Below are 20,364 nucleotides of genomic sequence, written 5' to 3'. Positions count from 1 at the left end.
CAGCCCCGGGGCGCCCGTGAGTCGGCACACCTGCCCGACGCGCCGACACCACGAAGGCGCCCTCAGCGACTCCACGCCCCACTGAACTCCGCGAACGTGCGCGCATATCCGCGCGAGTCTCCGCGAACCGGTGCGAACTACGTGAACCACGGGCCAGGTACAGAACGACGGAAGAGCCGCCCTCAGCTCACCATCGCCCGGCCCACCATCGCCCGGTCCACCGCAGCTCAGCTCACCGCCGCGTAGCTCTCGTACACCTCGTCCTCGTCGAGGGGCAGCAGACCCGCGCCGCGCTCGTACTCCGTACGCGCGGTCTCCAGCAGCCTGCGCCACGACGTGACGGTCGGACGCCTGCGCAGCAGTGCGCGGCGCTCGCGCTCCGTCATGCCTCCCCACACACCGAACTCGACGCGGTTGTCGAGCGCGTCGGCCAGGCACTCCGTGCGTACCGGACATCCGGTGCACACCGCCTTGGCCCTGTTCTGCGCTGCTCCCTGAACGAACAGTTCATCCGGATCGGTAGTGCGGCAGGCAGCCTGCGCACTCCAGTCGGTTACCCAGCCCATACCGGCGCCGTCCTCTCCCGAATCGAGGCTCCCCCACGGCGGCAGCGGCATATTCACCGCCGCCAGTTGAGGACGTTACGGAAGGTGGGCACAACGCAACACCCCCTTCGGGCCCAATCTTGAATGGCCCGAACGGACTATGCGTAAGCGGCAGATCACCCGCGGGAGTGACCTGAGGACATACGTGACTTTCCCGCCAGAACGGGACAGTTGACCTGCGCCACAACGGACGCCAGGTGACACACAAGGCGGATTCGGGCACGACCCAGGAAAAAAGTGGGGAGAACGTCGGAACGATTCGGGTTCGCCAGACGTACTTGATACGTGGGCCTACTGCTGTGACAGTCGAGAGCAGCTTAGGCCAAGGCATATACGCGTGTCCGGCGAATGAGAACGTAGGCTGCCTTCATGCCAAACAAGCGCTCGGGCGGAGGTCTGTCGCCAACGCAGCAGGCCGCCAAGTTCCTCGGAGTCAGTGTGCTCGCGGGAGCCGTCATGGCGGGCCTCGCGCTGCCCGCGGTCGGCGCCCTCGGCCTGGCCGCGAAGGGATCGGTGGAGGGGTTCGACGAGCTCCCGGCCAACCTGAAGCGTCCACCGCTGAGCCAGCGCACGACGATCCTGGACAGCCAGGGCGGCCAGATCGCCACGGTCTACTCGCGTGACCGCACGGTGGTCGAGCTCAAGGACATCTCGCCGCACATGCAGAAGGCGATCGTCGCGATCGAGGACTCGCGCTTCTACGAGCACGGCGCGGTCGACCTCAAGGGCATCCTGCGCGCGCTGAACAAGAACGCGCGAAGCGGTGGCGTCGAGCAGGGCGCGTCCACACTGACACAGCAGCTCGTGAAGAACGTCGCGGTGGAGGAGGCCGGAGACGACCCGACGAAGGTCGCCCAGGCCACCCAGCAGACACTCGGCCGCAAGATCCTCGAGCTGAAGCGCGCGATCCAGCTCGAGCAAGAGCTCAGCAAGAAGCAGATCCTGGAGAACTACCTCAACATCACGTTCTTCGGGCAGCAGGCGTACGGCGTCGAGGCCGCGTCCCAGCGCTACTTCTCCAAGAGCGCGAAGGACCTGACCCTGCCGCAGGCCGCGCTCCTCGCCGGCATCGTCCAGTCCCCCGCCCGCTACGACCCCATCAACGACGAGGCCGAGGCCAAGAAGCGGCGCAACGTGGTCCTGCAGCGCATGGCGGAAGTCGGCGACATCTCCCGCGCAGAGGCGAAGAAGGCCAAGGAGACCCCGCTCGGTCTGGACGTCAGCAAGCCGAAGAACGGCTGCATCACGGCGGTCAAGGGCGCGGGCTTCTTCTGCGACTACGTGCGCGAGGTGTTCCTGAACGACCCGGTCTTCGGCAAGACCAAGGAGGCCCGGGCCAAGATCTGGAACCAGGGCGGTCTGACGGTCCGGACGACGATGGACCCGCAGGCGCAGCAGTCGGTCCAGCAGTCGGTCAAGGATCACGTGAACAAGCGCGACGACGTCGCGACCGCCGCCACCATCGTCGAGCCCGGCACCGGCAAGATCATGGCGATGGGCCAGTCACGCCCGTACGGCGTCGACGTCAAGAAGGGCGAGACGTCGATCAACCTGTCGGTCGACAAGGACATGGGCGGCGGCGCCGGTTACCAGCCCGGTTCGACGTTCAAGCCGATCGTCGCCGCGGCCGCCATCGAGGACGGCATGTCGCCGACCCAGTCGTACCCGTCTCCGTACGAGATGGACTACCCGAGCCCGATCCCGGTCTGCGGCGGCAAGAACTGGGTGAACACGGACGGCGCCAAGCTCACCAACGAGAACGAGTCCGAGGTCGGCCCGTACAGCATGAAGAAGGCGACCGCGCTGTCGGTCAACACCTACTTCGTGGAGCTGATCGGCGACATCGGCATCTGCCCGGTGACGGACATGGCGAAGAAGATGGGCGCCAACCGGGCCGACGGCGCCAAGATGGGCCAGAACCCGTCGATCGCCCTCGGCACACAGGAGATGTCACCGCTGACGATGGCGAACGCGTACGCGACCTTCGCCGCGCGCGGCATGCACTGCACGCCGATCGCCATCGAGTCGGTCAAGCAGCGTGTCGGCGGCAAGACGAAGTCCCTCGAGGTCCCGAAGTCGACCTGCTCGCGCGCGATGTCGGAGAACACCGCCGACACGATCAACACCCTGCTCAAGGGCGTGGTCGAGGACGGTACGGGTACGCAGGCGGGCCTCGGCAGCCGCCCCAGCGCCGGCAAGACCGGTACGACGGACTTCCGCTACGCGGCCTGGTTCGTGGGCTACACGCCGAACATGGCGGGCGCCGTCTGGGTCGGCGACCCGGCGCACAAGCGGCGCATGGTCAACATCACCATCGGCGGCCAATGGCACGCCAAGGTGTACGGCGGTCAGGTCCCCGGCCCGATCTGGCGGGACATGATGAACGGCGCCCTGGAGGGCAAGGACGCGCCCGACTTCAACCTGGTCAACATCCCCGACGGCAACGACCGCGACCGTGGCGACGGGAACGGGGACGACGACGGTGACGAGGACGACAACGGAAACGGCGACATCGGCGGCCTGCTCAACGGCGGCAACAACGGCGGCACGTTCCCGACCCCGTCCTTCTCGATCCCGGAGAACTTCTGGCAGGGCCAGGGGAACGGCGGCCGCGGGGGGAACGGGAACGGCGGATTCGGCTGATCGGCCGCCGTCCGCCCGTCAGCCTGACCGTTCTTCGCCAGTACGGCGGTGGGGGCGCCCCCTTGGTTCCATGGATTCCAATGGTTCCAAGGGGGCGCCCCCACCGCCGTATCGGAGCACCACAGGTGCCGTACGACCTGCCTGGTCGCTGGTCGTACGGGTTGTGGTTGGGTCCCGTACGACTTGGCCGTACGGCCGGAACCCGGGGCTCGCTCAGCCGCCCGCGAGGAGCTGCTTGACCACCGCGGCGACGCGGCCGCCCTCGGCCTGGCCCGCCACCTTCGGGTTCACGATCTTCATGACCTGGCCCATGGCACGCGGCCCCTCGGCACCGGCCGCCCGCGCCTCCTCGACGGCCTGGGCGACGATCTGCTGAAGCTCCTCGTCCGACAGCTGCTTGGGCAGGTACGCGGCGAGTACCTCACCCTCCGCCTTCTCCCGCTCGGCCTGCTGGGCACGGCCGCCCTGGGCGAAGGCCTCCGCGGCCTCGCGCCGCTTCTTCGCCTCCTTGGTGATCACCTTCTGAACCTCGTCGTCGGAGAGGTCGCGCTTCGCCTTGCCCGCGACCTCCTCCTTGGTGATCGCGGTGAGCGTCAGCCGGAGCGTCGAGGAGCGGAGCTCGTCGCGCTCCTTGATCGCCCTGTTGAGGTCTTCCTGCAGCTTCGACTTGAGCGTGGTCATGGGGTGATTGTGGCAGGTGCGCGGGCGCGGCCGCCCATTGATTTCAGCGGTCGTCCATGGTCGTCCATGGCCGTCCGTGGCCGTCCGTGGTTATCCACAGGCTGCATGCGGTGCCGTGCGGGTCTGACACGATGGACGCATGCGAGCGCTATACGGAGTACCTCTGGGGATCGCGGCGGCGGGCGCCGCCGGTCTGGTGTACGCGGCGGGGTTCGAGGCCCGTTCCTTCCGGCTGCGCCGGGTGACGGTGCCGGTGCTGCCGCCCGGCATGCGGCCCCTGCGCATACTCCAGATCTCCGACATCCACATGGTGAGCGGACAGCGCAAGAAGCAGCGCTGGCTGCGCTCGCTGGCCGGGCTGCGCCCCGACTTCGTCATCAACACAGGGGACAACCTCTCCGACCCGGAGGGCGTTCCCGAGGTGCTGGACGCGCTGGGCCCGCTGATGGAGTTCCCCGGGGCGTACGTCTTCGGTTCCAACGACTACTACGGACCGCGTCTGAGCAACCCCGCCCGCTATCTGCTGGAGAAGGCCCAGGGCCGCCACGGCCTGAACGGCAACCCGCCGGTGGTGGGCGCGATCCACAACCCCTGGGAGGAGCTGCGGGACAGCTTCGACGCGGCAGGCTGGCTGAACCTCACGAACACCCGCGGAACGCTCAAGATCGAGGGCATGTCGGTGGAGATGACCGGTCTGGACGACCCGCACATCAAGCGTGACCGGTACGCGCACGTGGCGGGCGGCCCCTCCGAGTCCGCCGACTTCTCCATGGGTGTGGTGCACGCCCCGTATCTGCGCTCCCTGGACGCCTTCACCGCGGACGGCTACCCCCTGATCCTGGCCGGCCACACCCACGGCGGACAGCTCTGCATCCCGTTCTACGGCGCGCTCGTGACCAACTGCGACCTGGACACGGACCGGGTGAAGGGTCTGTCCACGCACACGGTGGAAGACCGGACGGCACACCTGCACGTCTCGGCGGGCTGCGGAACGAACCGCTACACGCCGGTTCGGTTCGCCTGCCCACCGGAGGCGTCGCTGCTGACGCTGGTGGGACGGAAGTGACATAGGGAGACGCAAGGGGAGACGCAAGCCCCTTAGGACCGTCCCCCATACGGATCATCCCCTTTAGCCGACTTTGTCGGTGCGACTTAGCGTGAACGCATGACCGCACCGATACCCAGGGACATCCCCGACCTGCCCGCGATACCGGGCATGCCCGTGCCTCTGGAGTCCTTCGTGCCCGCGAGCGCGGTGGTGACGCCGACCCGGCGCCCGGCGGCTGCCGCCTTCCGTCTGCTGGTGGCACTGGTGGCCGCCGGTGCCGTGGGCGTCGAGCTGCTCCTGGGCAACCCGCTCCAGGTCCTGAGCCACTTCTCGATCCAGACCGGCGTACTGGTGACGGTGGTCCTCGCCATCTCGGCATCACGGGCGTGGACGGCCCGCCGCCCCCTGCCGCCCCTGGTGACGGGTGGCACGCTGCTCTACGTCCTGATCGCGGCCCTGGTGTACCACGTGGTCCTCACCCGAGGATCAAGCGTCTTCATCATCACGGGAACAGAGGCGGGCCCGGGCGCGGGAACGGTGACAGCGACGGACGGGGTCACCCCGCCCACCGGCTGGCACGCCCTGACAAACCCGCTCCTGCACACGGTGATCCCCCTCGCCGCGGCTGCGGACTGGCTGCTCCTCACCCGCCCCGGCCCCCTGCGCCCGGCCTACGCGGCAACGTGGATGCTCTACCCCCTGGCGTACCTGACGTGCACGCTCACGCGCGGCGCCGTCCTGCCCGACGGCTCGCCGGCGCCGTACGTCTATCCGTTCCTGAACGTCGACCAGCACGGTTACAAGAGCGTCCTCGCCAACGCCCTCCTCCTCGGCCTCGCCTTCTACGCCCTGGCCCTCTTCCTGGTGGCCGTCGACCACCTCCGCCCCAACCCGGTACGCCACCGCCACCACCGGCGGGGCCGCCGGTCCCGCCGCCCCCGCCGGGACCGCCTTCTGAAAACTGGATTTCGCCTCCAGCCACCGGTGGGCTAAAGTAAACGACGTCGCCGCGACAAGCAGCGACATTCGGGGTGTAGCGCAGCTTGGCAGCGCGCTTCGTTCGGGACGAAGAGGTCGTGGGTTCAAATCCCGCCACCCCGACAGTGAAGTAACAGGTCAGGGGCCTGATCCGCAGTGCGGGTCGGGTCCCTGAGTGGTTGTGGGGGCCGTTTTGGGAGCCGGATTCGGGACACGGCTCAGGTCGCACGGATGCCACCACGTCCTGAGGACGAGGCGTGGAAGCTGATCGTCCTCGACCCGAGGTACGTCCGGCTGGAGCCCGGAGAGATCCTGGTCGCCCCGTCCACGGACCCCGGCTGGACCCCACTGTTCCTCACTGCGGGCGGTGTCGTGTTGGAGTCCGGCGGCGTGAACTCCCATGGTGTCGTCGTCGCCCGCGAGTACGGGATCCCCGCGGTGGTCGGCGTACCGGGCGTCACGCGCACGCTGAACGACGGCCAGGCTGTCACGGTGAACGGCACGGCCGGCATCGTTTCCCCGGCCCACCCCGACGGGGAGGATGCCGCGAGGGTGGATCACGAGGGTTCCGCGGGCGGCGGCACGGGCAGGGTCTGACCGGTCTCCGGTCACGGTGCCGGGTGGCGGGCCGCAGGATCGAGAGGGGCAGAGAATGGCGGAGCGCGTACCGGAGTTGACACCGGACGAGGCGAGCGCGCACGTACCGGCCGCGGCGATCTGGGGTCTGCTGATCGCGTTCGCCGTGCACGACGCCGAGGAGCTGGCCACCATGTCCCGCTGGTCCGAAAAGCGGTTCGAGAGGCTGCGCGCCCGCCACCCCGGTCTGCCGCCACGGCTGCTGTCCGCCGTGCGGATGAGCCCCGGGCATGCCGCGACCGCCATCGGCATCATGGGCGCGGTGGTGGCCGCCGCCGCGGCCGACGGTGCCCGCACCGGTGGGCGGTCTGGCTTCTACCAGACGGTTCTCGCCGGGTTCGGGCTGCACACGCTGACCCACCTGGGGCAGAGCGCCCTGGCACGTGGCTACACCCCGGGAGTGGCCACCGCCCCGCTCGTCGTGGCCCCCTTCAGCTGCTGGGCCTGGTCCCGGCTGCGTCGGGCCGGTGTGCTGCAGGACACCGACGCACGGTCCGCCGCCACCACCGCCCTGCTCTTCCCGGCCGTGATCCTCGGCGCCCACGCGGGGGCGTACGGAGCGCGTCGGCTGGTACGCCGGCTACGGCGACGGAGCTGATTCCGGGCCGTGCCGCGTCCGGGCCGTTGTTGTCGCCACCCGCCGAACGGGGCGGCTTCCTCCAGGCCCCGCAGGGCGACGCCACGATCCACTTCGCGCGAGCGGGGCCAAGGAGCTGAGCGTGGCGTCGGGCTACCAGCTGCGGCGCGGTCAGCGGGAAGCGGTCAGCGGTCAGCGGTGCAGAGAGAAGCGGGGGTGTGGGCTGGTGCGGCCCAGGGTCAGGTCGGCGGTCATCGCCCCGATCAGCGCTCCTGGCCGGCCGTAGCACCGACGGATTGATCGACCGTGGTCGGCTCGCCCCCGGCATCCGCCTGCTGCCGAGCGCTGAGAAGGCGTTGCTGGAGCGCGGAGTGGTCGTGGTTCCGGACTTCCTCGCCAACTTCGCCGCGAACAGCTGGTGGTGGTGGACGCTTTTCGGGGACGTCGGCCCGGACGCGGGTGACGCCCTGGCAAAGATCGACAAGATCATCCCGCACACCTCGGCGGGGGCGGTCAGGACGCCTTCTGGGCAGGCGTGGCGCTCAACGGCGGTGCCGTCGGTTCTCGCCGGAAGCCGGGAGAGCCGACGGCACCTCATGGGACCTCGTTACGAGGCGTCGCGCACCGTACCGGTGTGCTCCGGGCCCTCGACCGGCTCCCAGTTGTCGTCGTAGGTCCGCAGACGCAGCCGCAGCGACTCCGTCCGCTCGGTCACCCGGTCGGTGACGGTGGGTACGGACACGTCGACGCTGCTGCTGCCCGCAGGCAGGTCGAACACCAGCCGCGGCTCGTCCGGCAGCCGGGACAGCGGCCGCTCGGGGTTGGGCGAGGCCCCGAGGTTCTCGTCCAGCCAGGCTGCGGGGACGTCCTTGGTGGACAGTTCGGTGCCGCCGGAGACGGGCAGGATCAGCAGTTCGCCGTACAGGGGGACGTCGGCGGCGTTCGAGAGGGTGATCCGCCAGACCAGCGGCTCCCCCTCCGCCACCTGGTCGGCGACCGGCGTCACGGTCACCGTGGGCCTGGGGTCGTCCTCCTCCACGACGACTCCGCCCCGGTGGGAGCCGACCACCGCACCGCGTACGGCCTTGACGGCCAGGGGATGGTAGACCTCGCCGCCGTAGCGGGTGTTGCCCTCGACCGTCACCGAGACGTCGACGGGGGCGCCCGGCTGGACCGTCACCGTGTGCTCGACCGGGTACTCGCTGCCGGGCCGACTCAGGAACAGCCGGACCTTGCCGCTGCCCGTGCCGGACACCTGCACCGGCACCCGGTAGGTGCGCGTGCCGGAGTCGCCCTCCTTGACGGTCATACGGCCGACGTCCACACGCGCCAGCTCAGCGGGCTCGGCCGCGGGGGTGCCGGGGCGCCAGCCGTGGGCGTCCATCAGCCACGCCTTCCCGGACGCGGTGCGCGCGGTCAGTTCGAGGGTCCTGACGTGACCGAGGTCGATGCGCGCCCGGGTCGCTGCGGACAGCGGTACGCGGACCTCGCGCGCCCAGTAGGAGGAGGTCCGTTTGGTGCCCGGCAGCCCGTCGACGCGGACACGGCCGAGGGGGGCCCGCTTGCCGGAGGCGTCGGTGAGGGCGACGTCCAGCTTGGTGCCGGTGGTGTTCGGCGGGACGATCACGCGCAGGGTCAGCGCCTCGGCACCGGACAGGGAGACCGGGGCGGCGGGGCTGATCCGGGTGACGGTGCCGGAACGGGACCAGCTCATGGCCAGTGCGTACCGGCCCGGTTCCTTGGCGGTCTCCCACTGGGCGAAGTGGGGCGAGGAGGGCTGGAGGTGCGGGCGCAGACAGGCGGTGCGCGGTCCCGGGTCCACCTGGGCGCACAGACGTCCGCCGCTGATTCTGGCGGAGGGCTCCGGCAGGAACGCTCCGGAGCGGGCGGCGCCGACGGCGTGGGTGAGGACGAGGGCGGGTCCGGCGGAGGCGGCGCGTACGAAGGACCCGTCGAGCAGTGGGCGGACCCGGTCGTCACCGGCGACGAACAGCCGGGCCGCGGCGGCTATGTACGTCGAGCCCGCCTTCTGCTGCTGCTTGGCGGTCAGCCGGGTGCTGGTGCCCGGGGAGCAGACCTTGTCGTGATCGTTGCCGCCGTAGGAGAAGTCGTCCTCGGACGGGGCCGTGGCCTGGCCGGGGGTCCACTCCCGGTTGAAGAAGTTGTGGTTCGCGCCGGTCATGTAGACCGCGCTGTGCAGGGCCTTGCCGCGGCTGACCCCGCGGGTGCCGTCGACGTAGATCTCGCCCTGGAGGTCGGAGACGTCTCCGTCGCACCCCGGCAGGATCGTCATGGACGGCACGTCGGGTACGGGGTTCTGGCCGAAGATGGTGGGGCCTGTCAGGACGGTTCCACGTATCGTCCAGCGGGTCCGGCCGTGGTAGCCGTCCTGGTCGGCGGGAGGTGGGGTCAGGCTGTCCAGCGCGGCCCGGTTGACGCCCTCGCCGCCGCGGGAGTGGCCCACCAGCAGGACACGGCCGAGGTCGGCCCGGGGTGCCTGCCGCACGATCGCGGGGGCGGTGGACGGGTCGGCGGCCCAGTCCGCCCAGCGCGCCAGGTGCAGCCGTACCAGCGAGGAGCGCGCCTGTGCTCCGGCGTCGGGGGTCCCCCCGTCCTGGGCGTTGATGGCGTTGGCCGAGATCGAGACCGTCACATAGCCCTGGGAGGCCAGGAGTTTCTGGTCGTGCAGGTAGCCGCGGTAGCTCGGCACCGGCTTCTGGCCGGCCGGGCACGGCCACTCCAGGGCCACGTCGTCGCCCTTGAAGCAGCTGACGTGGCGCCCGTGCAGGAACAGCGCCAGCGGGCGGCGGCCCGTGGCACCTTCCGGCGCGACCACCACGGCCTTCATCTCCGCCTTGGCCTCGTAGCCGGGCAGGCGCACCGACGGCAGGGAGTACTCCCCGCTGACCGTGCGGTGCGGGCCGGCCACGCCGGGGTCGACCTCGCTCAGGGGCGCCGTCTGCGGCAGGGCGGAGGGAGCCGATGGGCTGTCGAGTCGGCTGCGCTCGCGGGCGGCCTGCGCTCCGGCCGCGTCCAGGCGGCGTCCTGCGGCCACGGCCCGCAGGTCGTCCGTCTTCCCGAGGCGTACCCCGTCGAGCGGAAGCCGGAAGGTGCGCCCGTCGGTGGCGGGCTCCGGGATGCCGAGCGAGCGGGTCCCGCTCTGGAACTCGACCCGGGCATCGCCCACCGGCACCTTCTCGGGCGAGCGCCACACCAGCTCCCTCGCCTCCCCTGAGCCGGTGATCTTCCAGCCTTCGGGAAGCCCCTGAGACACGGGAGCGGACGGCCGCCCGGGTTCCGGTTCCGGCGCCGCCTGCGCCGTCCCCGGCGACCCCAGCGCCACCGCGAGGGCCGCTGTCGCGGCGGCCATCACGCGCGGGACACGGATCACTTCTGGTCCTCCTGATGGTCTGCTGCTCCCGGACCCCACGGGGCCCGGGCTCCCCCGATGCATCAGAAGACGCAATTCCTCGCGCTGGGTTGCTTCTTGACACAGCTTTCGCACAGCTTTTGACCGTCCTCCGCGGCGGGACGAGCCCATTTGTGCGGAGTTGGTTCGATCTCGACCAACAGGACTGCTTCACAGGTGAGTTCGCGGGGATCTCGGGGACCAGGACGTTCGGGCGTGGGCACGGAACGGCCCGCGGCCGGCACCGGAGCCCCGGGGGCGGCGCGTTCCCCGATGGCTGTTTACGGCTGCGTCCGTCGCGGGACCTCTTGGCCCGGAGGTGTCCTTGCCCGGTCAGAGATGTCCAGCCAGTCGCCGATGCGTGTGATCGCTTCCTCCACGATGGCGCGTGGAGCGCCGGAGGACTCGATCGATGTGCGGGCTGTCGCGGCCAGTTGAGGGTCGTTGAGGGCGAAGGCCGTGCGGGCTGTTTCGTACTCCTCCAGCAGGCCGGGGCCGAACAGGAGGGGGTCGTCGGCGTTGAGGGTGCAGCGGACCCCGGCGTGCAGCAGCACCGGGAGGGGGTGGACGGACAGGGACTTCACGACACCGAGGGCGACGTTGGAGGTGGGGCAGACGTCGAGGACGACGCCTTCCGCGGCCAGGCGGGCGACGAGCGCCGGATCCTCCACCGCGCGGACGCCGTGGGCGATGCGTTGCGCGCCGAGCGTGTCGAGTGCGGCGCGTACGCCGGCCGGTCCGGCCAGTTCCCCCGCGTGCGGGGCGGAGATCAGCCCGGCGTCACGGGCGATGGTGAACGCCTCGGCGAACGGCTCCGGAGGATATCGGGCCTCGTCCCCGGCCAGGCCGAAGGCGACCACCCCGCTGTCCGCCCGCCGGGCCGCGAGCCGAGCGGTCTCGACGGCCTCCGACGGGTCCGCGTTACGCCGGGCGAACAGCATGACGCCGAAGCCGATACCCAGCCGGGCAGCAGTACGGCGGCCCTCGTCGATCACCGCGTCCAGCACGTCGAGCGCGGCCTCCGGATCAGCCTCGTAGGTCAGAGGATTCACATGCGGCTCGATCCACACCGCCCCGTCCGCGGCGGCGTCCTCGACCACCTCCCGCACCAGCCGCAGCAGGTTTGCCCGCGGGCCCTCGCGCACCAGCCGCGCGGCGGCACGGTACAAGGGACCGAAGTCCTCGAACGACGTGAGGCCGCCGCCCGGGCTCGGCGGTTGTTCGCCACGCTCGCCGGCCAGTTCCGCGAGCGTGGAGGGGCGCATCGCGCCCTCGAGATGCAGATGAAGGTGAGCCTTCGGTAAACGGGCCAGGCATCGCATGGCGCATCACTCTATGGCCGCCCCCATGGGGATCGTTCCCGGGCGCAGCCACGCCCCAGGTCGGGCGAGGAGAAGGGTTACGGGTTCGATCGGCCTGGTCCGTGGGTTGGACGGCGGAGCGATTCGGTGATCTCGTGGTGGTATGAGCGCAGGTGGGCGAGGCGGGGGGCATGCGCTCCGGACAGCCATCGGCGGTCCGGAGCGCCGATCGCGTCGTCACACGACCGATGAGTTCGCGGCTGCCTGCCGGTCCTAGAGTTACCGAACCATTTCCGGGAGGCGATCATGTTCGGTACGACGAAGGCGTTCAGCGGCTTCTCGGTGAACGACATCGACGCGGCCAGGAAGTTCTACGGCGAGACGCTCGGGATCCGGGTGTCCGAGCAGAACGGCATGCTGACCCTGCACATCGCAGGTGACCGGGACATCCTGGTCTACCCCAAGCCCGACCACACTCCGGCCACCTACACGATCCTCAACTTCCCCGTCGACGACGTCGAGGCGGCGGTGGACGAGCTGAGCGGGAGGGGCGTGCGCTTCGAGCGCTACGACCACCTCAAGGCGGATGACAAGGGCATCTTCCGTGGCGGCGGCCCGCTGATCGCGTGGTTCACCGATCCCGCCGGAAACGTGCTGTCCGTCCTCCAGGAACCCTCGTAAGCGGAGCCCAGGAGGGGCCCGATCCACCAGACGGAGGCGCTCGGCACCTCTGCGGTTGCGGTTGCGGTGGGGATTGCGGTCGGGATTGCCAACTGCGCTGTCCGCGTCGCTACTTGGCTGGATCATGTGCAGCCGTGAAGGCGTTGTAGGGTGATCGATCTCTGCGAAGCAGAGATCGATCACCACAACGAGGGGCCCATGAAACTGAATCTGCGTCGAATATCGCCTGCGCAGCGGTCGTCCGCGAGCAGGAAGGTCATGTCGGTCGCGCTGGTCGGCGCCACCGTCGTCGGCGCGTCGTTGCTGACCGTCTCCCCGGCGTCCGCGCTGAGCTGGAAGTGCAAGGACAGCTCCCGCACCATCGACGACGCGGGGTACTCCGGCCCCTGGGCCGACAACTGGGACTTCACCGTCAAGAACTGCGTGGCCAGGTCCGGTGATTACGTCTACGCCAAGGCCACGGTGAGCTGGGACGCTCCTCCGTGGTACTCCGGGTCCGACCTCTCGGAAACCTTCGACAGCGCCCACTTCCGGCTGTACCTCAAGCGTGCCGACGCCAACGCGGACACCGTCCTGAAGAAGAAGGACTTCGACATCAAGTCCAAGCTGGCGGCCATGGACGGCAACGGCAACGGTTCGTGGACCTCGTCCACGATCAAGAAGAAGGTGGGCAGCAAGAGCGCATACGCCGACGGCGCGCTGAGGCTGAACTGGGACGAGGACGGCAGGGACGTCCGCCACTACGGCTTCAAGGGCACCCGCTCGGTCTGATCGGTCCGACCTCGGCACTGACGCACGTACCAGGTCAGGGGCCTGATCCGCATCGCGGATCGGGCCCCTGTGTGGTTTCAGGGGCCGTTTGGAGGCCTGGTTCCGCTCTGTCCACCGGCACTGCCGGACGGGCGGTCGAGCCTGGACACGGGATGCCGACGGCTTGGCTACGCTGGTGATTGAACTCTCATTACGGGCCAAAGTCGGACAGATCCCCAAGGGGCAGATTTCTAAGGAACCGAAGATGGGTCTCGGTGCCGGTCTTTCGGCCGTGAAGCCGGCCGTGAAGCGCAGAGCCGTGAGGCGTGGGCCCGTGAAGCATGGGTCCGTGACGCATGGGCCCATGAGGCGTGGGCCCGTGAAGCATGGGCCCATGAGGCGTGGGCCCCTCACCCGTGTGTTCGTGGCGATCGCGGTCGCCGCCGGTCTGGCCCTGTCCGGGGCCTGCGGCGGGGGCGGCGGGAGCGGTGACGACAGCCTCAGTGTCGGCGTGCTGCTCCCGGGGGGCGGGGCCTCTCGCTTCGGACAGTTCGACCGGCCCCTGATCGAGAAGAAGCTGGAAGAGCTGTGCCCGGACTGCCCGGCGGCGACCGTCGCCGCCTCGCCCGAGTCGACGGTCCAGCGGCAGCAGCTCGAGGCCATGATCACCAAGGGTGTGGATGTCCTGATCCTCGCCGCCGTCGACCCCCAGCTGCTGCGCTCGTCGGTCGAGGCCGCGGACCGGGCCGGCATCCCGGTCGTCGCCTATGACCGGCTCGCGCAGGGCCCGATCTCCGGTTACGTCACCTTCGACGGTGCGGAGGTCGGCAGACTCCAGGCCGAGGCGCTCCTGAAGGCCATGGGCGCCAAGGCGGACGGCGGTCAGATCGTCATGATGAACGGCGCCACGATCGATCCCAATGCCGGCTGGTTCAAGCGGGGATCGCTCTCCGTCCTCCAGGACAAGGTGAGGATCGGCAAGTCGTACGACACCGTCGGGTGGCGGCCGGAGAACGCCTACGTCAACATGACCGGCGCCATCGCCGCCCTGGGCGCGGGCAACATCGACGGTGTTCTGGCTGCCAACGACAGCCTCGCCGGCGCCGTGGTCTCCGCCCTCAACTCCGCCGAGGTCAGCCCGCTGCCCCCGATCACCGGCCAGGACGCCGACCTCGCGGCCGTGCGCCGCATCGTCAAGGGCGACCAGTACATGACCGTCTACAAGCCCTTCCAGCCCGCGGCCGACGCCGCCGCCGCGATGGCCGTCGCCCTGGGGCGCGGCGAGTCGGTCGAGTCCATCGCCCCCGGCACCGTCGACAACGCCACCACGAAGGACATCCCGGCGGTCCTGCTCCCGTCGGTCTCGGTGACGGTCGACAACATCAAGGACACGCTGGTGAAGGACGGTCTGTACACCATCGACCAGATCTGCACCCCGGAGCTCCGGGCCGCCTGCGCCGAGGCCGGACTCACCCCTTGAGCTCCTCTCCTCGGCTCTCCTGGAAGGCGGAAGGAGGTGACCCCGTGCCGGTTCAGCCCCTGCTGGCGTTGCGCGGCGTCTCCAAGCGCTTCGCCGCCGTCCAGGCGCTGGTGGATGTCGAGCTGGAGATCAGGGCCGGGGAGGTGGTCGCCCTGATGGGCGACAACGCCGCGGGCAAGTCCACCCTGGTCAAGGTGATCTCGGGGGTCGGTCCCGCCGACAAGGGCGTCATCGAGTGGCAGGGCAGTGCCGTCCAGATCAGGCGCCCCCAGGATGCCCAGGTCCTGGGTATCGCGACCGTCTATCAGGATCTGGCGATGTGCGGCAATCTCGATGTCGTCGGCAATCTCTTCCTCGGGCGGGAGATCCACCGGTTCGGCGTCCTCGACGAGGTGGAGATGGAGCGCCGCACCCGTCAGCTGCTGCATACGCTGTCCATCCGCGTCCCCGACGTGCGCGTGCCGCTCGCCGCCCTGTCCAGCGGCCAGCGGCAGGTCGTCGCGATCACCCGCTCGTTCGTCGGCGAGCCCAGACTGCTCCTGCTCGACGAGCCCACCACCGCCCTGGGCATCGAGCAGACCAGTCAGCTCCTGGACCTCATCGAGGAACTGCGGGACCGGGGTCTCGGGGTGCTCCTCATCAGCCACAACATGGGTGACATCAAGGCGGTCGCCGACCGGGTCGCCGTCCTGCGCCTCGGCCGCAACAACGGCGTCTTCGACGTGAACACCACCTCCCAGGAGCAGATCATCTCCTCCATCACCGGCGCGGCGGACAACACCACCACCCCCCGACCGTCACGCCCGGAGGAGGCATGGCCGTGAGGGGGAGGCGGGCCCGGGCGCGCGCCGCCGATGCCGCGCCCGAGGCCGGTCGTCGCCGTGAGGGACACCGGTGGTACACCGAACGTCTCAGGGCGAACGCCGGCGCGGTGCGTCGCAGAGTGCACGAGGGTCGACTCGGCCCGGTCCCGGCGCTGCTCGCTCTCGCCGTGACCTGGTCGGTCTTCCAGGGGCTCAACGACAACTTCCTCACACCGCGCAACCTGTCCGTTCTCAGCGTGGACATCGTCGGGACCGGCATCATCGCCGTCGGCATCGTCTTCGTCCTGCTGATCGGCGAGATCGACCTCGCGGTGGGCTCGCTCGCCGGGCTGGCGGGCGCCCTGTTCGCGGCGCTGTACGTGAACCTCGGAATACCGGAATGGCTCGCCGCGATCGTCGCGGTCGCCTCCGGCGCGGCCGCCGGGGCCGTCCACGGGTTCTCCTTCGCCAAGATCGGCGTACCCGCGTTCGTCGTCACCCTGGCGGGCCTGCTGTCCTGGAACGGCCTGATGCTCTACCTGCTGGGGACGGAGAGCACCATCCATTTCAACCAGGACGGGCTGGTCGCCGCGCTGACCAGCCGCTACTTCAGCGCCGCCGTCACCACCTACGGCCTGGCGGCGCTCGGCACGGCCGCGTACCTGCTCGTCTCCTATCACGACCGGAGGCGCCGCAGCACCGCCGGGATGCCGTGCCGACCGGTGGGCGAGATCTGGGCTCGTACAGCCCTCCTCGCGGTGGTCGCGTTCGCCGCCGTCCACGTGCTGGGCCGGTTCGAGGGCCTGCCGCTGGCACTCGTGCTCTTCCTCGGAGTCATCGTCGCCTCGGACTTCTTCCTGCGCCGCACGCCCTACGGCCGGCAGGTCCTCGCGCTGGGCGGCGGTGTGGAGGCGGCCCGGCGGACCGGGGTCGATGTGGTGCGCGTGCGGATCTCGGTGTTCATGGTGTCGGGGACCCTGGCCGCGGTCGGCGGCCTGTTCGTGGCGTCGCGGGTCACCTCGGCGAGCCAGGTCCCGGGTTCCGGCATGCTGCTGATCAGCGCCATCGCCGCTGCCATCATCGGTGGCACCAGCCTGTTCGGCGGACGCGGCTCGACCTGGTCGGCGCTGCTGGGGGTGCTCATCATCCAGTCGATCGCCTCGGGCATGGCGCTGCTGGGGGTCCAGCCCCCGGTCCAGTTCATGATCACCGGCGGGGTGCTGTTCACCGCGGTGGTCTTCGACTCGTTGGCTCGGCGCGCCGCGGAGTCCGGCTGGCGGGCCTGAGGGATGGTCGGGTCTGAGGGGGTCGGTCAGGAGCTCGACGATCGCCCCCAGCTCCAGCGGGATCCGGTCCGCGACGAACAGCAGCCGCGTCCGGCCAGTACGTGCGGTCAGCGCCCACTCCCCGCGGTTGCCGGGGCAGCCGGTTCCCGGCGGCGGGTGCGGCGGCGCCTGTGGTGGCGTATCAGGGCGGGCAGCCATGGCGCCGTGCCCAGTACGGCCAGGAGCGTCAGCAGCGGGACGCGCCACCACGCCGAGGTCTGCGCCGGGGGCGCGGTCGGCGTCTTCGTCACCCACGGCCGGGCGGTCTTCGACCAGGCCAGGAACGCGTCGCCGACCGGGATCAGGCCGAAGGCGTACCGCTTGGTCCGCGGGGTGTCGACCGGCAGGCCGGCCAGTTCGCTGACGCCTGCCAGCGCGGTGGCGAGCGGAGCGTCGCCGTGGACCTGGGCCGCGCCGAGGGTGACCACGCTCGCCGACAGGCTCACGCCGAGCGGGAGCGGGCCGGAGTCGACGTCGGCCGGGCCGTCCATGCCGTCGGGGTACTCCCGTACGGCCGGTCCGAGGCCGAGCGGGGAGACGACGTACCGGTCGCGGAAGCGCAGGTACTGCTCACCGGCGAAGACCGGGTCGATGTCGATCAGGAAGCGCTGGATGACGCTCTGCGACGTGCCCCTGGCCACCTCGATCGGGTCACCGGTGTCCGGGTCGGTCCGGTGCGGGAGCAGCCCGGTGCGCGGGTCGAGCCGCGTGCGCACGTCCCGCAGCCACCGCTGGACCGTTTCGGTGAACCGGTCGGGCAGCAGGGTGTCGTGCAACCGCAGCGACGCGACCGCCACGGTCGAGTCGACCGGCCACGCCTGACCGGGGTACGCCTGCAGATACGGCGACCGTGAGGCGTCGAAAGCCGCACCCAGCGCGGCCGAGTCGCGGCTGAACCGGCGCACCTCGGCCGGATCGCGGTGCCCGGCCGGTTGCAGGCTGAGCACCCCGCCGCGCAGCCAGTTGCTCCAGCCGCGGTGGAAGACGCCGTACGGAGGGGTGAGGTCCGGGCTGAACGGGGCGCGGCCGGCCGGGGAGTCCAGCCGCCCCAGCGCCCACCGTGCCTCTCGGAGCGACGTCGAGCGTTCGGCGACCGGTTCGCGCATCCCGATCTCGACCCAGCTCAGACCGTAGAGCGCGTGGAGGAAGAAGTAGCCCTCCGGGAACATCCCCTGCGCCTCGTCGCCGGCCCCGTCGTCCAGCGCCTCACGCAGGAACGTCAGCTGCCGCCGGACCCCGGGCGGCTCCTCGTCCGTGCCCGCGGTGGCGGGCACGACCAGCCGCACCGCGCCGAGCAGGGCACAGAGGCTGACCAGCACGGCGACCGGCACGGCGACCAGCCGACGCGACCGGTGCGACAGCACCCGACGTCCTGTCGGCGGGGGCGAGGGACGGCCGCCGCCTACGCCCGCCTCGCGACCGGGGGCGGGGCCAGGGGCGGAGTCAGGGGCGGAGTCAGGGTCAGGGTCAGGCACAGCCTCCGCACCGATCCTCAAGCGCCGGCCCCCTCGTCGTCGTCATCCCGCAGTGTCACCACCAAGTTCGACGCGAGTTCCGGCACCTCGGTTCACGCGGCCGGTCACTTCCCGTACGCCTGCTTCCAGCGCGCCCGGTGACGGGAGTCGCCCTGCCCCCGGCCGTTCACCTCGCTCAGGGACAGCAGGGAGGCCCCGTTGTTCCACAGCCCGAGGTGATCCCGGTGTACGGCGAGAATGCCGTGCTGCAGCGCGAACCTCTCGGAGGGGCGGCTGAAGCGCGTGGTCGTGACGAACACCGCCAGGTCGGCCCCGAAGTGCACCTTGGCGCCCAGCAGATCACGCAGCTCACGGCTCGCGATGGTGCTGGTCGGCGCGTAGCGCTTGCACTGGATCACCACGCTCCGGCCGTCCGGGAGGCGGCCCACGACGTCGGCGCCGTTGTCGTTCGCGCCGCCCACCCGCCGGACGTCTGTACACCCGTCCCGCCGGCAGAGGCTCGCGACCAGGTCCTCGAACTCGGTGCCGGTCATCGCGTCCACCTCGGCGAGTGTCCGACGACCGGCCCTCACCGCCTCCTCCTGCCGCCAGAGACGGTCCCGCCCTCGGACGAGCCGGTCCGTACGCCACAGCCACCATCCCGTCGCCGCGACACCGCCGACAAGCAACGCCCCTGTGACGTACGGCCACACCACCGACCAGAACACCACCAGCAGGAGCAGCGTCAGGCCACCCACGGCCGCCGCCGACTTCAGCCGGCGCACCCGCCGCCTGAGCACAGCCGTACCCCGTCCACGCCCAGCACGCCCAGCACTCCCCGCATGCCCCGCACGCCCAGCCACGATCGAAGCCCCTCCCCCACAGACCCGTGTACGGCAGTCTGAGGAGCCCGTGGCGGCGGGATAAGGGCGCGAGTCGGCCATGGCCGGTCTGCCACGTCTCCGTACGACGGGTGCAGGGAGCTCGGCGTGAAGCTCAGGGCCGTGTCAGGCCGTGAGTGCGGTGCGCAGGGTGGCGGCCATCAGTTCGATGGCCTCCTTCCCGATCGGCACCGGGCCCGTGTGGGTGAAGTAGTGGTCGACGCCCTCGAAGACGCGGTGGGTGACCGGGACGCCCGCGGCGTCCAGGGCCTTGGCGTACGCGTCACCCTCGTCGCGCAGACGGTCGTTCTCCGCGGTGATGACCAGGGCGGGCGGCAGTCCGGCGAGGTCGTCGGCCAGCCCGGGCGAGACGAGGGGATGGGCGCGGTCCGCCGGGTCCGGGACGTAGGCGTCGGTGAAGACCCGCATGAAGTGGGGGCTGAGCAGCGGCTTGGCGAGGGGGGAGTGCTTGGTGGCGGGGTCGGCGAGCTGGTCGAGCGGTGCCGAGTCGAGGATCTGGAGCTTGGGCGAGAAGGTGCCCCGGTCCCGGGCGATACGGCAGACCGCGGCGGTCAGGTTGGCCCCGGCGCTGTGTCCGCCCACGGCGAGTCGCGAGCCGTCCCAGTTGTTGGCGGGGCCGTTCTCCGCGACCCACGCCGTGATGTCGTACGCCTGGTCGACGGGGACGGGGTACCGGCGCTGCGGGGCGACGGCGTAGTCCACGTTGATCACGACACAGCCGGCCTCGGAGGCTATGTAGCGGCAGATGTGGTCGTCCTGTTCGGGGCGGCCGACGATGAAGCCGCCGCCGTGGAAGTTGATGTACACGGGGGCGGGGGTGTCCGTGGCGGCTGCCGCCGGGCGGTAAACGGTGCAGTTCACCGGGCCCGCGCTGGTTTCCACCCGCAGGGATTCCGTGTGCTTCGGGATCTCGGTGAAGCGCAGGTCCTTGTGGACGCGGGAGATCATGCCACCCAGCAGCAGCTGGATGGTTCTGGCCTGGAGGTTCGGGCTGAAGGGCATGGCTGTTGCACCCATCGCTACAAAATTAAAATGACAGGATTCCTGATGATGGACGTTCATCCCGCATCGCGCAACGGTCAGCGCGTGAG

General features: G+C 70.4%; 18 protein-coding genes and 1 tRNA gene. 12 read left to right on the top strand and 7 right to left on the bottom strand.

Annotation, left to right across the window (positions count from 1 at the left end; genetic code table 11):
• Positions 1-227: 227 nt before the first annotated feature.
• Positions 228-566: a transcriptional regulator WblA gene (gene wblA / locus FNH04_RS07210; RefSeq protein WP_194236587.1), complete on the bottom strand. Its 339-nt coding sequence runs from the start codon at positions 564-566 to the stop codon at positions 228-230.
• A gap of 408 nt (positions 567-974) precedes the next feature.
• On the opposite strand from wblA, the gene FNH04_RS07200 reads away from it, so the two are divergent.
• Positions 975-3,248 (top strand): transglycosylase domain-containing protein, encoded by a 2,274-nt coding sequence (locus FNH04_RS07200; protein ID WP_152781484.1) that lies wholly within the window; start codon positions 975-977, stop codon positions 3,246-3,248.
• Positions 3,249-3,461: 213 nt separating this feature from the next.
• On the opposite strand, the gene FNH04_RS07195 is transcribed toward FNH04_RS07200, so the two are convergent.
• Positions 3,462-3,929 carry a GatB/YqeY domain-containing protein gene (locus tag FNH04_RS07195; protein ID WP_152781482.1) on the bottom strand — a complete coding sequence of 156 codons (468 nt, stop codon included), beginning with the start codon at positions 3,927-3,929 and terminating at the stop codon, positions 3,462-3,464.
• 139 nt (positions 3,930-4,068) lie between these two features.
• Here FNH04_RS07195 and FNH04_RS07190 point away from each other — a divergent pair, with 139 nt between their 5' ends.
• The 6 genes from FNH04_RS07190 (at position 4,069) to FNH04_RS07165 (ending at position 7,842) form a co-directional block, all read left to right on the top strand.
• A complete protein-coding gene (locus tag FNH04_RS07190) occupies positions 4,069-4,995 on the top strand; it encodes a metallophosphoesterase (protein ID WP_152781480.1) in 927 nt (308 codons plus the stop codon).
• Positions 4,996-5,094: 99 nt separating this feature from the next.
• A complete protein-coding gene (locus FNH04_RS07185) occupies positions 5,095-5,970 on the top strand; it encodes a Pr6Pr family membrane protein (RefSeq protein ID WP_152781478.1) in 876 nt (291 codons plus the stop codon).
• 34 nt (positions 5,971-6,004) lie between these two features.
• Positions 6,005-6,078, top strand: a tRNA-Pro gene (locus FNH04_RS07180).
• 108 nt (positions 6,079-6,186) lie between these two features.
• Complete coding sequence (locus FNH04_RS07175; protein WP_152781476.1) at positions 6,187-6,552, top strand: PEP-utilizing enzyme; 366 nt, start codon at positions 6,187-6,189, stop codon at positions 6,550-6,552.
• 55 nt (positions 6,553-6,607) lie between these two features.
• On the top strand, positions 6,608-7,189 hold the full coding sequence (locus FNH04_RS07170) for an HXXEE domain-containing protein (protein WP_152781474.1): 582 nt from the start codon (positions 6,608-6,610) through the stop codon (positions 7,187-7,189).
• A gap of 275 nt (positions 7,190-7,464) precedes the next feature.
• The gene (locus FNH04_RS07165; protein ID WP_152781472.1) at positions 7,465-7,842 is read left to right on the top strand and encodes a hypothetical protein; all 378 of its coding nucleotides are present in this window, start codon (positions 7,465-7,467) and stop codon (positions 7,840-7,842) included.
• Here the strand turns inward: FNH04_RS07165 and FNH04_RS07160 are convergent.
• Complete coding sequence (locus FNH04_RS07160) at positions 7,776-10,559, bottom strand: alpha/beta hydrolase family protein (RefSeq protein WP_322722696.1); 2,784 nt, start codon at positions 10,557-10,559, stop codon at positions 7,776-7,778. The two genes, FNH04_RS07165 and FNH04_RS07160, sit on opposite strands and share 67 nt — an antisense overlap.
• A 299-nt stretch (positions 10,560-10,858) precedes the next feature.
• A complete protein-coding gene (add, locus tag FNH04_RS07155) occupies positions 10,859-11,842 on the bottom strand; it encodes an adenosine deaminase (RefSeq protein ID WP_386575230.1) in 984 nt (327 codons plus the stop codon).
• 342 nt (positions 11,843-12,184) lie between these two features.
• On the opposite strand from add, the gene FNH04_RS07150 reads away from it, so the two are divergent.
• From FNH04_RS07150 to FNH04_RS07130, 5 genes are all read left to right on the top strand, one after another.
• A complete protein-coding gene (locus FNH04_RS07150; RefSeq protein ID WP_152781468.1) occupies positions 12,185-12,559 on the top strand; it encodes a VOC family protein in 375 nt (124 codons plus the stop codon).
• A 258-nt stretch (positions 12,560-12,817) separates the two neighbouring features.
• On the top strand, positions 12,818-13,330 hold the full coding sequence (locus tag FNH04_RS07145) for a hypothetical protein (RefSeq protein ID WP_152781466.1): 513 nt from the start codon (positions 12,818-12,820) through the stop codon (positions 13,328-13,330).
• A 373-nt stretch (positions 13,331-13,703) separates the two neighbouring features.
• Positions 13,704-14,789, top strand: coding sequence for a sugar ABC transporter substrate-binding protein (locus FNH04_RS07140; protein WP_152781463.1), 1,086 nt, complete (start codon positions 13,704-13,706; stop codon positions 14,787-14,789).
• A gap of 44 nt (positions 14,790-14,833) precedes the next feature.
• Positions 14,834-15,613, top strand: a complete 780-nt coding sequence (locus FNH04_RS07135) for an ATP-binding cassette domain-containing protein (RefSeq protein WP_322722695.1) — start codon at positions 14,834-14,836, stop codon at positions 15,611-15,613.
• Complete coding sequence (locus FNH04_RS07130) at positions 15,604-16,878, top strand: sugar ABC transporter permease (protein ID WP_152781461.1); 1,275 nt, start codon at positions 15,604-15,606, stop codon at positions 16,876-16,878. The genes FNH04_RS07135 and FNH04_RS07130 overlap by 10 nt, the downstream gene beginning before the upstream one ends.
• Before the next feature lie 107 nt (positions 16,879-16,985).
• Here FNH04_RS07130 and FNH04_RS07125 read toward each other — a convergent pair whose 3' ends face one another.
• The 3 genes from FNH04_RS07125 to FNH04_RS07115 all read right to left on the bottom strand — a co-directional run bounded on the left by FNH04_RS07125 (position 16,986) and on the right by FNH04_RS07115 (position 20,275).
• Positions 16,986-18,281: a hypothetical protein gene (locus FNH04_RS07125; RefSeq protein WP_322722694.1), complete on the bottom strand. Its 1,296-nt coding sequence runs from the start codon at positions 18,279-18,281 to the stop codon at positions 16,986-16,988.
• A gap of 215 nt (positions 18,282-18,496) precedes the next feature.
• The gene (locus FNH04_RS07120; RefSeq protein WP_322722693.1) at positions 18,497-19,171 is read right to left on the bottom strand and encodes a restriction endonuclease; all 675 of its coding nucleotides are present in this window, start codon (positions 19,169-19,171) and stop codon (positions 18,497-18,499) included.
• A 207-nt stretch (positions 19,172-19,378) separates the two neighbouring features.
• A complete protein-coding gene (locus tag FNH04_RS07115; RefSeq protein WP_152781512.1) occupies positions 19,379-20,275 on the bottom strand; it encodes an alpha/beta hydrolase in 897 nt (298 codons plus the stop codon).
• Positions 20,276-20,364 lie beyond the last annotated feature (89 nt).

Source organism: Streptomyces phyllanthi (assembly GCF_009377205.1).
Classification (GTDB): Bacteria; Actinomycetota; Actinomycetes; order Streptomycetales; family Streptomycetaceae; genus Streptomyces; species Streptomyces phyllanthi.
Note: the sequence above shows the minus strand (reverse complement) of the source record. Positions and strands in the feature narration are given on the sequence as shown.

What these genes read in the sequence shown, in the direction of transcription:
- FNH04_RS07140 (WP_152781463.1), top strand. Translation starts at nt 13,704, where the DNA reads ATGAGGCGTGGGCCCCTCACCCGTGTGTTCGTGGCGATCGCGGTCGCC.
- FNH04_RS07185 (WP_152781478.1), top strand. Translation starts at nt 5,095, where the DNA reads ATGACCGCACCGATACCCAGGGACATCCCCGACCTGCCCGCGATACCG.
- FNH04_RS07190 (WP_152781480.1), top strand. Translation starts at nt 4,069, where the DNA reads ATGCGAGCGCTATACGGAGTACCTCTGGGGATCGCGGCGGCGGGCGCC.
- FNH04_RS07150 (WP_152781468.1), top strand. Translation starts at nt 12,185, where the DNA reads ATGTTCGGTACGACGAAGGCGTTCAGCGGCTTCTCGGTGAACGACATC.
- FNH04_RS07200 (WP_152781484.1), top strand. Translation starts at nt 975, where the DNA reads ATGCCAAACAAGCGCTCGGGCGGAGGTCTGTCGCCAACGCAGCAGGCC.
- FNH04_RS07145 (WP_152781466.1), top strand. Translation starts at nt 12,818, where the DNA reads ATGTCGGTCGCGCTGGTCGGCGCCACCGTCGTCGGCGCGTCGTTGCTG.
- FNH04_RS07175 (WP_152781476.1), top strand. Translation starts at nt 6,187, where the DNA reads ATGCCACCACGTCCTGAGGACGAGGCGTGGAAGCTGATCGTCCTCGAC.
- add (WP_386575230.1), bottom strand. Translation starts at nt 11,842, where the DNA reads ATGCGCCCCTCCACGCTCGCGGAACTGGCCGGCGAGCGTGGCGAACAA.
- wblA (WP_194236587.1), bottom strand. Translation starts at nt 566, where the DNA reads ATGGGCTGGGTAACCGACTGGAGTGCGCAGGCTGCCTGCCGCACTACC.
- FNH04_RS07170 (WP_152781474.1), top strand. Translation starts at nt 6,608, where the DNA reads ATGGCGGAGCGCGTACCGGAGTTGACACCGGACGAGGCGAGCGCGCAC.
- FNH04_RS07115 (WP_152781512.1), bottom strand. Translation starts at nt 20,275, where the DNA reads ATGCCCTTCAGCCCGAACCTCCAGGCCAGAACCATCCAGCTGCTGCTG.
- FNH04_RS07195 (WP_152781482.1), bottom strand. Translation starts at nt 3,929, where the DNA reads ATGACCACGCTCAAGTCGAAGCTGCAGGAAGACCTCAACAGGGCGATC.
- FNH04_RS07130 (WP_152781461.1), top strand. Translation starts at nt 15,604, where the DNA reads ATGGCCGTGAGGGGGAGGCGGGCCCGGGCGCGCGCCGCCGATGCCGCG.